Source organism: Pseudomonas sp. Van50, assembly GCF_055390755.1.
In genome coordinates, this window is record NZ_AP024343.1 from 686,799 (window position 1) to 700,851 (window position 14,053).

Annotated in this window: 13 protein-coding genes; 11 read left to right on the forward strand and 2 right to left on the reverse strand. The window is 63.2% G+C overall.

Annotation, left to right across the window (positions count from 1 at the left end):
* Positions 1-61: 61 nt before the first annotated feature.
* Complete coding sequence (gene rsgA, locus ACZ5M5_RS02945; protein WP_103308787.1) at positions 62-1,093, reverse strand: small ribosomal subunit biogenesis GTPase RsgA; 1,032 nt, start codon at positions 1,091-1,093, stop codon at positions 62-64.
* A 109-nt stretch (positions 1,094-1,202) separates the two neighbouring features.
* Between rsgA and orn the strand changes: the two genes are divergently transcribed.
* The gene (gene orn, locus ACZ5M5_RS02950; protein WP_060739428.1) at positions 1,203-1,745 is read left to right on the forward strand and encodes an oligoribonuclease; all 543 of its coding nucleotides are present in this window, start codon (positions 1,203-1,205) and stop codon (positions 1,743-1,745) included.
* 261 nt (positions 1,746-2,006) lie between these two features.
* Positions 2,007-2,621 carry a trimeric intracellular cation channel family protein gene (locus ACZ5M5_RS02955; protein WP_170866829.1) on the forward strand — a complete coding sequence of 205 codons (615 nt, stop codon included), beginning with the start codon at positions 2,007-2,009 and terminating at the stop codon, positions 2,619-2,621.
* Here ACZ5M5_RS02955 and queG read toward each other — a convergent pair.
* Positions 2,603-3,682 (reverse strand): tRNA epoxyqueuosine(34) reductase QueG, encoded by a 1,080-nt coding sequence (queG, locus tag ACZ5M5_RS02960; RefSeq protein ID WP_464738566.1) that lies wholly within the window; start codon positions 3,680-3,682, stop codon positions 2,603-2,605. The two genes, ACZ5M5_RS02955 and queG, sit on opposite strands and share 19 nt — an antisense overlap.
* Positions 3,683-3,745: 63 nt before the next feature.
* On the opposite strand from queG, the gene ACZ5M5_RS02965 reads away from it, so the two are divergent.
* The 9 genes from ACZ5M5_RS02965 (at position 3,746) to hflC (ending at position 13,808) form a co-directional block, all read left to right on the forward strand.
* Positions 3,746-5,245 (forward strand): NAD(P)H-hydrate dehydratase, encoded by a 1,500-nt coding sequence (locus tag ACZ5M5_RS02965; protein WP_103308788.1) that lies wholly within the window; start codon positions 3,746-3,748, stop codon positions 5,243-5,245.
* Positions 5,233-5,700: a tRNA (adenosine(37)-N6)-threonylcarbamoyltransferase complex ATPase subunit type 1 TsaE gene (gene tsaE, locus ACZ5M5_RS02970; RefSeq protein ID WP_003197219.1), complete on the forward strand. Its 468-nt coding sequence runs from the start codon at positions 5,233-5,235 to the stop codon at positions 5,698-5,700. Before ACZ5M5_RS02965 ends, tsaE begins: the two co-directional genes overlap by 13 nt.
* A 3-nt stretch (positions 5,701-5,703) precedes the next feature.
* Entirely contained in the window at positions 5,704-7,134 is a 1,431-nt protein-coding gene (locus tag ACZ5M5_RS02975) for an N-acetylmuramoyl-L-alanine amidase (RefSeq protein WP_060739425.1), read from the forward strand.
* On the forward strand, positions 7,131-9,044 hold the full coding sequence (gene mutL, locus ACZ5M5_RS02980; RefSeq protein WP_464738567.1) for a DNA mismatch repair endonuclease MutL: 1,914 nt from the start codon (positions 7,131-7,133) through the stop codon (positions 9,042-9,044). Before ACZ5M5_RS02975 ends, mutL begins: the two co-directional genes overlap by 4 nt.
* Positions 9,044-10,015 carry a tRNA (adenosine(37)-N6)-dimethylallyltransferase MiaA gene (gene miaA, locus ACZ5M5_RS02985; protein ID WP_060739423.1) on the forward strand — a complete coding sequence of 324 codons (972 nt, stop codon included), beginning with the start codon at positions 9,044-9,046 and terminating at the stop codon, positions 10,013-10,015. The genes mutL and miaA overlap by 1 nt, the downstream gene beginning before the upstream one ends.
* Before the next feature lie 91 nt (positions 10,016-10,106).
* Positions 10,107-10,367 carry an RNA chaperone Hfq gene (hfq, locus tag ACZ5M5_RS02990; RefSeq protein WP_003186419.1) on the forward strand — a complete coding sequence of 87 codons (261 nt, stop codon included), beginning with the start codon at positions 10,107-10,109 and terminating at the stop codon, positions 10,365-10,367.
* 12 nt (positions 10,368-10,379) lie between these two features.
* The gene (hflX, locus tag ACZ5M5_RS02995) at positions 10,380-11,681 is read left to right on the forward strand and encodes a ribosome rescue GTPase HflX (protein WP_060739422.1); all 1,302 of its coding nucleotides are present in this window, start codon (positions 10,380-10,382) and stop codon (positions 11,679-11,681) included.
* Between the two features lie 85 nt (positions 11,682-11,766).
* A complete protein-coding gene (gene hflK / locus ACZ5M5_RS03000) occupies positions 11,767-12,939 on the forward strand; it encodes an FtsH protease activity modulator HflK (protein ID WP_060739421.1) in 1,173 nt (390 codons plus the stop codon).
* The gene (gene hflC, locus ACZ5M5_RS03005) at positions 12,939-13,808 is read left to right on the forward strand and encodes a protease modulator HflC (protein ID WP_060739420.1); all 870 of its coding nucleotides are present in this window, start codon (positions 12,939-12,941) and stop codon (positions 13,806-13,808) included. The genes hflK and hflC overlap by 1 nt, the downstream gene beginning before the upstream one ends.
* Positions 13,809-14,053 lie beyond the last annotated feature (245 nt).

A 14,053-nucleotide genomic window follows, 5' to 3' on the forward strand; every position in this document is an offset into this window, starting at 1 on the left:
CGCAGCCCAGCGGGAGCAAGCTCCCTCGCCACAATTGTGTCCGGCTTCCCTTCCTTTCAGCTCAGTAACCGCTTTCCGGCAGGCTGGCGATGATCGAGCGGTAGCTGTTCATCCGTTGCTGATGCACGCGACCTTCTTCCAGGGCCTTGAGCAGAGCGCAACCGGGCTCGCGGTCGTGCTTGCAGTCGCGGAAGCGGCAGGTGCCGATCAACTCGTTGAACTCGATGAACCCGGCTTCGACATCGGCCCGGCTGACGTGGCCCAGGCCGAATTCGCGGATACCCGGCGAGTCGATCAATTCACCGCCGCCAGGGAAATGGAACAGCCGCGCGGTGGTGGTGGTGTGGGTGCCCTGGCCGGACAGCTCGGACAGCGGCCCGACGCGCGTCTCGACTTCCGGCAGCAGGCTGTTGACCAGCGAAGACTTGCCCACGCCAGACTGGCCGACGAACACACTGATGCGCCCGTCCAGTTGCTGTTGCAACTGCTCCATGCCGTTGCCGTGATGGGCCGAGACCTCCAGCACCGGGTAACCCAAATCCCGATAGACCGACAGCAGGGCGTTCAGCGCCGTGGCGTTGTGTTCGTCGATCAGGTCGAACTTGTTGAGCAGCAGCAACGGACGGATACCCGCGTGTTCGGCGGCCACCAGGTAACGGTCGATCAGGTTGGCGTGGGGCTCGGGCAACGGGGCGAACACGATGACGATCATGTCGACGTTGGCGGCCACGGGCTTGAGCTGGCCTCGGCTGTCCGGCCGGCACAGCTCGGTGTGGCGCGGCAACTGCGCGACGATCACGCCGATGCCCTGGTTGCCGGCCCGCCAGACCACCTGGTCGCCCGTCACCAGCGCCGGCAGGTTGGCGCGCAAGTGGCAGCGGAACACCTGGCCGGCCAGTTCGCCTTCCTGGGCCTCGACCTCGACCTGCACGCCGAAGTGGGCGATCACCAGGCCGGTCTGTTCAGGGCCCAGGTCGCCACCCTCCAGGGCTTCGACAGCACTGGATTCGCGTTTGGCGGCGCGGGCGGCGCGCTCGCCCTGGATCTTTTCGATGCGCCAGTTCTGACGACGATTGAGTTGGCGTTTGGCCATGGGTGTTCCGTATGAAGAAATGCAGCGAATAGGGTAAAACGGCGGCGAGTTTAGCACGCCCAAGGGCCTGCCTAAGCTAAACTGCGTGGCTACGCCGAGGAGCTTCCCTATGCAAAACCCGCAGAACCTGATCTGGATCGACCTGGAAATGACCGGTCTGAACCCCGACACCGACGTCATCATCGAAATGGCTACGATCGTCACCGACAGCGACCTCAACACCCTGGCCGAAGGCCCGGTGATCGCGATCCACCACAGCGACGAAGTCCTGGCCGGCATGGACGAGTGGAACACCCGCCAGCACGGCGGCTCGGGCCTGACCCAGCGGGTGCGCGAGAGCAAGATCAGCATGGCCGAGGCCGAGGCCCAGACCCTCGCCTTCCTGGAACAGTGGGTGCCGAAGGGCAAGTCGCCGATCTGTGGCAACAGCATCTGCCAGGACCGCCGCTTCCTTTATACCCACATGAAGTCCCTGGAAAGCTACTTCCACTACCGCAACCTGGACGTCTCCACCCTCAAGGAGCTGGCCGCCCGCTGGGCGCCAGAAGTGCGCGACAGTTTCCAGAAGGGCAGCACCCACCTGGCCCTGGACGACATCCGCGAGTCCATCGCCGAGTTGCAGCATTACCGCAAGCATTTCATCAAGTTCTAACCGGCACCCCGGCGACTGGCGAGATTGCTTGTGTGGCGAGGGAGCTTGCTCCCGCTGGCCTGCGAAGCAGGCCCCGGCAGTCCTTCAGGTAGACCGAATTGTCCGGGTTGCGACTGCTGCGCAGCCGAGCGGGAGCAAGCTCCCTCGCCACAGGGGCCTATTTGGACCAAGGACAGGAGATTTAGGTCGAGGCCGTTGCCTTGCCCTCTTTTGGTGCCTGCCCAAACTGGCTAGACTGCGCGCCTTCCTGCAAGGACCGCCATCATGTTGCTGATGCTTTATCTGATCGCCATCACCGCCGAAGCCATGACCGGCGCCTTGTCTGCCGGGCGACGGGGCATGGACTGGTTCGGCGTGGTGCTGATCGCCTGTGTCACGGCGCTGGGTGGCGGCTCGGTGCGCGACGTGCTGCTCGGTCATTACCCACTCACCTGGGTCAAGCACCCGGAGTACCTGGTGCTGACCACCGCGGCGGCGATGCTGACGGTGTTCCTGGCGCGCTGGATGCGCCATTTGCGCTCGCTGTTCCTGGTGCTCGACGCCGTGGGCCTGGTGGCGTTCACCCTGATCGGCTGCATGACGGCCCTGGAAATGGGCCATGGCATGCTGGTGGCGTCGGTCAGTGGGGTGATCACCGGGGTGTTCGGTGGCATCCTGCGGGACATCTTCTGCAACGATATTCCGCTGATCTTCCGTCGCGAACTCTACGCCAGCGTCTCGTTTGCCGCGGCGTGGTGTTATCTGCTGTGTGTCTTCCTGCAACTGCCGAACGAGCAGGCAATCCTCATTACCTTGTTCGGCGGTTTCCTGCTGCGGCTCCTGGCGATTCGCTTTCACTGGGAAATGCCGAAGTTCGTCTACAACGACGAGGTTTGACGCTCGGCATGTTGGCGCAATGCCCACGCCACGTGCTCGCGCACCAGTTCCGACGGATAGTCGCGCCGCGCCTCCAGCGCTTGCAGCACGGGAATGGTTGACGGCGCATTACCCAGGCCCACCGCCAGGTTGCGCAGCCAGCGTTCGTAACCGGCACGGCGCAACGGTGAACCCTCGGTGCTGCTGAGGAATTTCTCTTCGTCCCACATGAACAGCTCGGCCAACCCGGCATTGTCCAGGTTGTGCCGCGGCTTGAAGTCGCTTTCCCCGGACGGTCGGGCAAAGCGGTTCCACGGGCAGACGATCTGGCAGTCGTCACAGCCGAACACCCGGTTGCCGATCAGTGGTCGCAGCTCTTCAGGAATGGCGCTTTTCAACTCGATGGTCAGGTAGGAAATACAACGGCGAGCATCGAGCACGTAGGGGCCGACGAAGGCATTCGTAGGACAGATGTCCAGGCATGCGGTGCATTTTCCGCAATGCTCGGTGCCGTGGGGTGGATCGATGGGCAGCGGCAGGTCGACAAACAGCTCGCTCAGGAAAAAATAGCTGCCGGCCTTGCGGTTCAACACCAGGGTGTTTTTACCGATCCAGCCCAGGCCCGCCTGTTCGGCGATGGCTTTTTCCAGCACCGGTGCGCTGTCGACAAAGGCACGGTAGCCAAAGGGGCCGATGACCGCCTGAATTTTTTCCGCCAATTGCTGCACGCGTTTACGGATCAATTTGTGGTAATCGCGGCCCAATGCATAACGCGAGACGTAGGCTTTTTCCGGTTGGCCGAGCAATTGCGCCATTTGCGTATCGCCCGGCAAGTAATCCATGCGCAGGGAAACCACCCGCAGCGTGCCCGGCACCAGTTCCTCGGGGTGCGAGCGTTTGCTGCCATGGGCGCCCATATAGTCCATTTCGCCGTGGTAGCTGGCCTCGAGCCAGCGTTGCAGGTGTTGTTCATGCTCGGCCAGGTCCAGGCCGCTGATGCCGACCTGCTGGAAACCCAGCTCGCGGCCCCATTCCTTGATGGATTGGGCGAGGGCGGGGAGGTCTGTGGGAATGGCAGGCATGAGGCGAGAGAAACCGGAGCTGAGATGCGTATAATTCTGCCAGACATCGGAGCCCGAAGACGCATGCCGCACACTAAAGATGATTTTCCCGACGCGCTGTACAGCGCCGCGCAGGTCCGGGCCCTCGATGCTCAACTGATCGCGGCAGGCACCGCCGGTTTCGAATTGATGCAGCGCGCGGCCCGCGCCACCTGGCGAGCGATCGTCCGACGCTGGCCTGAGGCCCGCGAGCTGACCGTGCTGGCCGGCCATGGCAACAATGCCGGCGATGGCTACCTGGTCGCGACGCTGGCCCGGCGCGCCGGCTGGTCGGTGCGGGTGCTGACGGTGGGCGAGCCCCGGCGATTGCAGGGGGACGCCGCCAATGCCCACGCCGAGGCCGTGGCGGTGGGCGTGCCGATGGAGCCGTGGTCGGACGAGGCCGAGTTGCGCGGCGTGCTATTGGACGCGCTGCTCGGCACCGGCCTGAATGGCGATGTGCGCGAACCTTATGTGCAGGCCATCGATACGATCAACGTCAGCGGCCTGCCGGTCGCGGCGGTGGATATCCCTTCGGGGTTGTGCGCCGACACCGGCCGAGTGCTGGGCACGGCGGTGGCGGCCGACCTGACCGTGACTTTCATTGGCTTGAAACTGGGGTTGTTCACCGGCGAGGCGGCGGACCGGGTCGGTGAGCTGATGTTCAATGACCTGCACGCTGATCCGGATATTGTTGAAACGGCACCGGCCAGTGCCCGACTGCTCCTGCCCCACAATCTGCCTCGTCTGACACCTCGTGCCGCCACTTCCCACAAAGGCAAGTTCGGTCATGTGCTCTTGATCGGTGGCGACCGCGGCTTCGGCGGCGCCATCCAGATGAGCGCCGAAAGCGCCCTGCGCTGCGGTGCGGGCATGGTTTCGCTGGCGACCCGCAGTGAGCATGTATCCGCCGCGCTGATGCGTTTACCGGAAGTGATGGTGCAGGGCACCCATTCGGCGAACCAATTGATGGGCCTGCTCCAGCAGGCCAGCGTGCTGGTGGTCGGGCCGGGCCTGGGCCAGGCTGCCTGGGGACGCAGCCTGTTGTCGGCGGCGGCCAATGCGCCACTGCCGCAAGTGTGGGATGCCGATGCACTGAACCTGCTGAGCAGGGGCGATGTCCGTTTGCCTGAGCAGTGCGTCATCACCCCGCACCCGGGGGAGGCGGCGCGGCTGTTGGAGATGTCCGTCGCCCAGGTGCAGGCCGACCGCCCGGCGGCGGCTCATGCCTTGAGCCAGAAATACAGCGCCACGGTGATCCTCAAGGGTGCCGGCAGCCTGATCGCCAGCCCGGACGGTCGCCTGGCGGTTTGCAGCCAGGGCCATCCGGCCATGGCCACCGCCGGTCTGGGGGATGTGCTGGCCGGTGTGGTCGGGGCCTTGCTGGCCCAGGGCATGGAAGGCTTCGAGGCCGCGTGCCTGGCGGTCTGGCTGCACGCCAGTGCCGGTGCCCAGGTCGGTCGGTCGGGCCGGGGATTGGCGGCGACCGATCTGATCCCGGCCATTCGTCAGTTGTTGGAGGAGCATTCACCGTGTCTGAAGTAACCCTGTACGTGGCGGACGAACAAGCCATGACACAATTTGGCGCCCGCATCGCGCAGATCACCGCCGGCCACGGCCTGATTTTTCTCGAAGGCGACCTTGGCGCGGGGAAAACCACCTTGTCCCGTGGCATCATTCGCGGCCTCGGGCACGTCGGTTCAGTCAAGAGCCCGACGTTCACCCTGGTCGAGCCCTATGAGATCGGCGACATTCGCGCCTTCCATTTCGACCTGTATCGACTGGTAGATCCCGAGGAGCTTGAATTCCTCGGTATCCGCGATTATTTCGAAGATGACGCCTTGTGCCTGATCGAATGGCCCCAGAAGGGTGCAGGCTTTTTGCCAAAGCCCGACCTGACCATTACCATTGGCGCGCAGAACGGCGGGCGTTCGCTGAAACTGACGCCGCAAGGCTCCCGTGGTGAGTCGTGGTGTGCCGCTTTGGCATTGGAAAACTAATTGATGATGGGGTTTGGTATGCGCTTTCGCGCGGTGGTTGCTGTCGTAGGACTGTTGCTTACGGCACTGGCCGTCGATGCTGTGGCCGAGACAAAGGTCAACAGCGTTCGCCTCTGGCGGGCGCCGGACAACACACGGCTGGTGTTTGACCTGACGGGGCCGGTGCAGCACAGCGTATTCACCCTGACCGCCCCGGATCGCCTGGTGATCGACATCAACGGCGCCACCCTGGGGGCGCCGCTGAACGTCGCTACCGCCAACACGCCGATCACCGCGATGCGCTCGGCCCAGCGTACGCCGACCGACCTGCGGGTGGTCATCGACCTGAAAAAAGCCGTGACCCCGAAGAGCTTCACCCTGGCCCCCAACGCCCAGTACGGCAACCGGCTGGTGGTGGACCTGTTCGACAACCCGGCCGATGCCGAGCCACCGCCACCGCCGCCGACCAATGTGGCCACGGTGCCAGCGGTGCCGGTGACCCCGACCGAGCCTGCGCTCAAACTGCCACCGGCCCCGGCGGGCAAGCGCGACATCATTGTGGTGATCGACGCCGGTCACGGTGGCGAAGACCCGGGCGCCTCGGGCTCGCGCGGGCAACGTGAAAAAGACGTGGTGCTGTCCATCGCCCGTGAATTGCAGCGCCAGGTCAACGGCATGAAAGGCTTCCGCGCCGAACTGACCCGCACCGGCGACTATTTCATTCCCTTGCGCGGCCGCACCGAAATCGCCCGCAAGAAAGGCGCTGACCTGTTCGTCTCCATTCACGCCGACGCCGCACCTTCGGCGGCAGCGTTCGGGGCCTCGGTGTTTGCCCTGTCCGACCGTGGCGCGACTTCCGAGACCGCCCGTTGGCTGGCCGACACTGAAAACCGCTCCGACCTGATTGGCGGTGCCGGCAACGTCAGCCTCGACGACAAGGACCGGATGCTCGCCGGCGTATTGCTCGACTTGTCGATGACCGCCTCGTTGACCTCCAGCCTGAACGTCGGCCAGAAGGTCTTGAGCAACATCGGTCGCGTCACGCCGCTGCACAAGCAGCGCGTCGAACAGGCCGGGTTCATGGTGCTCAAGTCGCCGGACATTCCGTCGATCCTGGTGGAAACCGGGTTCATTTCCAACGCCAACGAAGCCTCGAAACTGTCGACGTCGAGCCATCAGCAGGCCCTGGCCCGCTCCATCAGCAGCGGCGTACGGCAGTTCTTCCAGCAGAACCCGCCGCCGGGCACCTACATCGCCTGGCTGCGGGACTCCGGCAAGATCGCCCAGGGGCCACGGGATCACCGCGTCAACCCGGGCGAAACCCTGGCGATGATTGCCGTGCGCTACCAGGTGTCGCCCGCCACCTTGCGCAGCGCCAACAATCTCAAGAGCGATGAGCTCAAGATTGGCCAGACCCTGACCATTCCGAGCAATGAAGTGGCGGCCAAGCAATGAGTGACGAAGTGATCGGCAACACCGCCCGTATCGAACTGCTCAGCCCTCGGCTGGCGAACCAGATCGCCGCCGGTGAAGTGGTCGAGCGTCCGGCGTCGGTCATCAAGGAGCTGCTGGAAAACAGCCTCGATTCCGGGGCTCGGCGCATCGATGTGGATGTCGAGCAGGGCGGCGTCAAGCTGTTGCGGGTGCGCGATGACGGTGGTGGGATTCCCTCTGACGACCTGCCGCTGGCCCTGGCGCGTCATGCCACCAGCAAGATCCGCGACCTGGAAGACCTCGAGCGGGTCATGAGCTTGGGCTTCCGGGGCGAGGCGCTGGCGTCCATCAGTTCGGTGTCGCGCCTGACCCTCACCTCCCGCACCCGTGATGCCGAGCAGGCCTGGCAGGTCGAGACCGAAGGCCGCGACATGGCGTCTCGCGTCCAGCCCGCGGCGCATCCGGTGGGCACCTCGGTGGAAGTGCGCGACTTGTTCTTCAACACCCCGGCCCGACGCAAGTTTCTCAAGGCCGAGAAGACTGAATTCGACCACCTGCAAGAAGTCATCAAGCGCCTGGCCCTGGCGCGTTTTGACGTGGCGTTCCATTTGCGTCACAACGGCAAGACCATCCTCAGCCTGCACGAGGCCCATGACGATGCGGCCCGCGCCCGGCGCGTGGGCGCGGTGTGCGGTGCGGGGTTCCTGGAACAGGCCTTGCCCATCGAGGTGGAGCGCAATGGCCTGCACCTGTGGGGGTGGGTCGGCTTGCCAACGTTCTCCCGCAGCCAGGCGGACTTGCAATATTTCTACGTGAACGGCCGGGCGGTGCGCGACAAGCTGGTGGCCCACGCGGTGCGCCAGGCCTATCGCGATGTGCTGTTCAATGGCCGGCATCCGACTTTCGTGCTGTTTTTCGAGGTCGATCCGGCGGTGGTGGACGTCAACGTGCACCCGACCAAGCACGAAGTACGCTTCCGTGACGGGCGCATGGTCCACGATTTCCTCTATGGCACCCTGCACCGTGCCCTGGGCGATGTGCGGCCGGAAGACCAACTGGCGGCTCCGGCGGCTGTGGCTGGCATGGTCCGGCCCACGGGCCTGGAAGCTGGCGAATTCGGGCCACAGGGCGAGATGCGCCTGGCGGCCAATGCCCTGCTGGAGCAACCCCAGCCTCAGCCCAGCTACAACACCGCCGGCAGCGGTGCTGGCAGCGGCTATCAGTATCAATACACCCCGCGTCCGCAATCCAACGTGCCGGCAGCCGAGGCCCAGGCGGCCTATCGCGAGTTCTTCAAGCCCTTGCCGCAAGCCGGTGCGGCGGCAATGCCCGAGGGCCAGGGCGATATCCCGCCGCTGGGCTATGCCCTGGCGCAACTCAAAGGCATCTATATCCTCTCGGAAAATGCCCAAGGCCTGGTGCTGGTGGACATGCACGCAGCCCATGAGCGGATCATGTACGAGCGGCTGAAAATCGCCATGGCCAGCGAAGGCCTGAGCGGCCAGCCGCTGTTGGTGCCCGAGTCCCTGGCCGTCAGCCAGCGCGAAGCCGATTGCGCCGAAGAACATGTGGCCTGGTTCCAGCGCCTGGGCTTCGAATTGCAGCGCCTGGGCCCGGAAACCCTGGCGATCCGCCAGATCCCGGCCTTGTTGAAGCAGGCCGAGGCCAATCGCCTGGTCAGCGACGTGTTGGCGGACCTGATGGAGTACGGCACCAGCGACCGGATCCAGGCGCACCTGAACGAACTGCTCGGCACCATGGCCTGCCACGGCGCGATCCGTGCCAACCGGCGCCTGGCCCTGCCGGAAATGAACGGTCTGCTGCGGGACATGGAAAACACCGAGCGCAGCGGTCAATGCAACCATGGCCGGCCGACCTGGACCCAACTGGGCCTGGATGACCTGGACAAACTGTTCCTGCGCGGTCGTTGATGAGCCCGTTGCCACCCGCGATTTTCCTGATGGGGCCGACCGCCGCCGGCAAGACCGACCTGGCCATCGAATTGACCAAAGTCCTGCCCTGCGAGTTGATCAGTGTCGATTCGGCCCTGGTCTATCGGGGCATGGACATCGGTACCGCCAAGCCGTCAAAAGAACTGCTGGCCGAATTTCCCCATCGCCTGATCGACATCCTGGACCCGGCCGAGGCTTATTCGGCGGCCGATTTCCGGCGTGACGCCCTCCAGGCCATGGCCGAAATCACCGCACGGGGCAAGATCCCGCTGCTGGTGGGCGGTACGATGCTGTACTACAAGGCCTTGGTCGACGGGCTGGCGGACATGCCGGCGGCCGATCCCGAGGTGCGCGCGCAGATCGAAGAAGAGGCTGCGCGCCTGGGCTGGCAGGCCCTGCACGAGCAATTGGCGGTCATCGATCCGGAGTCGGCGGCGCGTATTCACCCCAATGACCCGCAGCGGCTCAGTCGGGCGCTGGAGGTTTATCGGGTCAGCGGCCAGAGCATGACGGCCCTGCGCCAGCGACAATCTGCGCAAAGTACTGAAGCAGCCGCTTCGGGACTGCAACAATTGCCCTATACTGTCGCGAATCTGGCCATCGCTCCGGCGAACCGGCAAGTGCTGCATCGGCGAATTGAACAAAGATTCACATTAATGTTGGAACAGGGGTTCATAGACGAGGTCGTAGCCCTGCGTGAGCGAAGTGACCTGCATGCCGGGTTGCCGTCTATACGTGCGGTAGGTTATCGGCAAGTCTGGGATTACCTGGACGGCAAGCTGACGTCAGCCGAGATGCAGGAGCGTGGGATCATTGCCACGCGCCAATTGGCGAAACGCCAGTTCACCTGGCTGCGCAGCTGGACTGACTTGCATTGGCTCGACAGTCTCGATTGCGACAATCTGCCACGCGCCTTGAAATACCTCGGGACCATCTCCATATTGAGCTGAGTCCTTGCAATTGCCGTCTATCCTTGGGGGTGTGACGGCCCAAGCCATCTGATTCCGATTTTTATAATTGATCCTTAAAGGAGTGCGGCACATGTCAAAAGGGCATTCGCTACAAGACCCTTACTTGAACACTTTACGTAAAGAGAAAGTTGGGGTGTCCATCTATCTGGTCAACGGGATCAAACTGCAAGGCACGATCGAGTCTTTCGACCAGTTCGTCATCCTTCTGAAAAACACCGTCAGCCAGATGGTCTACAAGCACGCGATCTCGACAGTGGTGCCAGTTCGTCCAATTCGTCTGCCTAGCGCAACCGAATCCGAAGGCGGTGACGCTGAACCGGGTAACGCCTGATAGGAGCCTCCTTTGTTCTTTGAGCGCCACGGTGGTGGTGAACGGGCCATTCTCGTTCACTTGGATGGACAGGACCCTGAGGCGCGCGAAGATCCGCAGGAGTTTCAGGAATTGGCACTTTCGGCCGGCGCCGAGACCGTCGCGTTTTTCAACGTGCCGCGTCATCGGCCAACCGCCAAGTTCCTGATCGGCAGTGGCAAGGTCGAGGAGTTGCGCGACCTGGTCCATGCCGAGCAGGTCGATCTGGTGATTTTCAATCACATCCTCACGCCCAGTCAGGAACGTAACCTCGAACGTGTCTTCGAGTGTCGCGTGATCGACCGCACGGGGCTGATCCTCGATATCTTCGCCCAGCGCGCCCGCACCCATGAAGGCAAGCTCCAGGTCGAACTGGCCCAGCTTGAGCACATGAGTACGCGGCTGGTCCGCGGCTGGACTCACCTTGAGCGGCAGAAAGGCGGTATCGGCCTGCGCGGCCCGGGGGAAACCCAGCTGGAAACCGACCGACGCCTGTTGCGGGTTCGCCTGCGCCAGATCAAGGGGCGGCTGGAAAAGGTCCGCAGCCAGCGCGAGCAGTCGCGACGTGGTCGCAAGCGCGCGGATATCCCGACGGTTTCACTGGTGGGCTATACCAACGCCGGCAAATCGACCCTGTTCAACAATGTCACCCAATCCGACGTCTACGCCGCCGACCAGTTGTTCGCCACACTCGACCCGACCCTGCGCCGGCTCGACCTGGACGACCTCGGGCCGATCGTGCTGGCCGACACCGTGGGCTTTATCCGTCACCTGCCGCATAAACTGGTCGAGGCTTTCCGGGCTACGCTCGAAGAGTCGAGCAACTCCGACCTGCTGCTGCACGTGATCGATGCCGCCGAGCCGGACCGGATGCTGCAGATCGAGCAGGTGATGGTGGTGCTGGGCGAGATCGGAGCCCAGGACTTGCCGATCCTCGAGGTATACAACAAACTCGATTTGCTCGAAGGCGTGGAGCCGCAGATCCAGCGCGATGCCGATGGCAAGCCGCAACGGGTCTGGCTGTCGGCCCGCGATGGCACCGGCCTGGACCTGCTCAAGCAGGCCGTGGCCGAGCTGTTGGGCAGCGATCTGTTTGTCGGCACCCTGAAATTGCCACAACGTTTTGCCCGGCTGCGTGCGCAGTTTTTCGAGCTGGGGGCTGTGCAAAAAGAAGAACACGACGAAGAAGGTGTCTGCCTGCTGGCTGTTCGCCTGCCTCGGGCGGAGCTCAACCGACTGGTCAGTCGCGAAGGGCTGCAACCGATGGAATTCATCGAGCAACACACTTTGCAATAAAAGCCTGAGAAAGCGGTGTCAGGCATTCTGTAGCATTGGTCGGCGCGCCGTGGGTGCGTCTTTGCTTTATCAGATGGAGAGCGCTATGGCTTGGAATGAGCCGGGTGGCAACTCGAATAATCAGGATCCTTGGGGTGGCAAGCGTCGTAACAACGGCGACCGCAAGGGGCCGCCGGATCTCGACGAGGCCTTCCGAAAGCTGCAGGAAAGCCTGAACGGTTTGTTCGGTGGTGGTAAGAAACGCGGTGACGAGGGCGGCGGTCGTTCTGGCAAGGGCGGCGGTTTCGGCCTGCTCGGCATCGGTCTCGTCGTGCTGGCGGCTGTCTGGCTGTACAGCGCGGTCTATGTCGTGGACGAGCAGGAGCAAGCCGTGGTGCTGCGCTTCGGCAAGTACTACGAGACGGTTGGTCCGGGCCTGAACATCTATTTCCCGCCGATCGACCAGAAGTTCATGGAGAACGTCACGCGTGAGCGGGCGTACACCAAGCAGGGCCAGATGCTGACCGAAGACGAGAACATCGTCGAGGTGCCGCTGACCGTGCAATACAAGATCACCAACCTGCAGGACTTCGTGCTGAACGTCGATCAGCCGGAAACCAGCCTGCAGCACGCGACCGAAAGTGCCCTGCGCCATGTGGTGGGTTCCACCGCCATGGACCAGGTGCTGACCGAAGGTCGTGAACTGATGGCCAGCGAAATCAAGGAGCGCCTGCAACGGTTCCTCGATACCTATCGCACCGGTATCACCGTCACCCAGGTCAACGTCCAGAGCGCAGCGGCACCGCGTGAGGTCCAGGAAGCCTTCGACGACGTGATCCGTGCCCGTGAAGACGAGCAGCGTTCGCGCAACCAGGCTGAAACCTATGCCAACGGCGTCGTGCCGGAAGCTCGTGGCCAGGCCCAGCGCATCATCGAGGATGCCAACGGTTACCGCGATGAAGTGGTCTCCCGTGCCAAGGGTGAGGCCGATCGCTTCACCAAGCTGGTGGCCGAGTATCGCAAGGCCCCTGAAGTGACCCGCCAGCGTCTGTACCTGGACACCATGCAGGAAGTCTTCAGCAACACCAGCAAGGTCCTCGTGACTGGCAACAAGAACGGCCAGAGCAATCTGCTGTACTTGCCGCTGGACAAGATGGTCGAGAGCGGTCGCAACACCAGCACGCCACCGGCCAGTTCGGCGGCGGCCAGCAATGAGGCCGGCACCCGCGCAGCGGCGGACCTGCAACAACAGCAAGCACGTACCAGGGAGAGTCGCTGATGAGCAATAAATCGCTGATCGCCCTTATTGTCGGTGTCGTCGTGGCGATCGCTGCCTGGAACTGCTTCTACATCGTGGCTCAGACCGAGCGCGCGGTGTTGCTGCAATTCGGTCGCGTGGTCCAGGCTGATGTCCAGCCGGGGCTGCATGTGAAGGTGCCCTACGTCAACAAGGTGCGCAAGTTCGATGCTCGCCTGATGACGCTGGATGCGCCGACGCAACGCTTCCTGACGCTGGAAAAGAAAGCTGTGATGGTGGACGCCTATGCCAAGTGGCGCGTGAAGGATGCCGAGCGCTTCTACACCGCGACCTCGGGCCTGAAGCAGATCGCCGACGAGCGTCTGTCCCGTCGTCTGGAATCGGGCCTGCGTGACCAGTTCGGTAAGCGCACGTTGCATGAAGTGGTGTCCGGTGAGCGTGATGCGCTCATGGCCGACATCACCCGTTCGCTGAATACGATGGCGGAAAAAGAGCTGGGCATCGAAGTGGTCGATGTCCGGGTCAAGGCCATCGACCTGCCGAAGGAAGTGAACCGCAGCGTGTTCGAGCGGATGAGCACCGAGCGTGAGCGTGAAGCCCGCGAGCACCGCGCCAAGGGTAACGAGCTGGCCGAAGGCATCCGTGCCGACGCCGATCGCCAACGCCGGGTGCTGCTGGCCGAAGCCTATCGTGAATCGGAAGAGGTCCGGGGTGATGGTGATGCCCAGGCCGCTGCGATCTACTCCAAGGCTTATGGTCAGGATCAGGAGTTCTACGCGTTCTACCGTAGCCTGCGTGCCTACCGTGAAAGCTTCGCGAACAAATCCGACGTCATGGTCCTGGACCCAAGCAGCGACTTCTTCCACTACCTGGAAAAGTCCAAGCCTTGATACGGCGTTGACCTGAAGCACTCCGCCCGGCGGCTAAAGCGTCGGGCGGGGTGATCCTTTGGGAAAACGTGTGTATGATGCGGCAGCCGGGAAATTCCCGGCTTTTTTGCGTCTGCACGTTTGATTGTGGTTTTGGTTGCAGGCGTCGGGTTGAACGACTCGACAGGTTTTTCGAGGAAAGTGCTGGGCGAGGCCGATTGCTGGCCATTCGTCACGTCGCTCATGCGCGTGTTTTGCGCGTGGGC

Coding starts and splice junctions, on each gene's coding strand:
- hfq (WP_003186419.1), top strand. CDS start 10,107: ATGTCAAAAGGGCATTCGCTACAAGACCCTTACTTGAACACTTTACGT.
- ACZ5M5_RS02965 (WP_103308788.1), top strand. CDS start 3,746: ATGCCGCACACTAAAGATGATTTTCCCGACGCGCTGTACAGCGCCGCG.
- miaA (WP_060739423.1), top strand. CDS start 9,044: ATGAGCCCGTTGCCACCCGCGATTTTCCTGATGGGGCCGACCGCCGCC.
- hflK (WP_060739421.1), top strand. CDS start 11,767: ATGGCTTGGAATGAGCCGGGTGGCAACTCGAATAATCAGGATCCTTGG.
- mutL (WP_464738567.1), top strand. CDS start 7,131: ATGAGTGACGAAGTGATCGGCAACACCGCCCGTATCGAACTGCTCAGC.
- orn (WP_060739428.1), top strand. CDS start 1,203: ATGCAAAACCCGCAGAACCTGATCTGGATCGACCTGGAAATGACCGGT.
- ACZ5M5_RS02975 (WP_060739425.1), top strand. CDS start 5,704: ATGATGGGGTTTGGTATGCGCTTTCGCGCGGTGGTTGCTGTCGTAGGA.
- queG (WP_464738566.1), bottom strand. CDS start 3,682: ATGCCTGCCATTCCCACAGACCTCCCCGCCCTCGCCCAATCCATCAAG.
- hflC (WP_060739420.1), top strand. CDS start 12,939: ATGAGCAATAAATCGCTGATCGCCCTTATTGTCGGTGTCGTCGTGGCG.
- rsgA (WP_103308787.1), bottom strand. CDS start 1,093: ATGGCCAAACGCCAACTCAATCGTCGTCAGAACTGGCGCATCGAAAAG.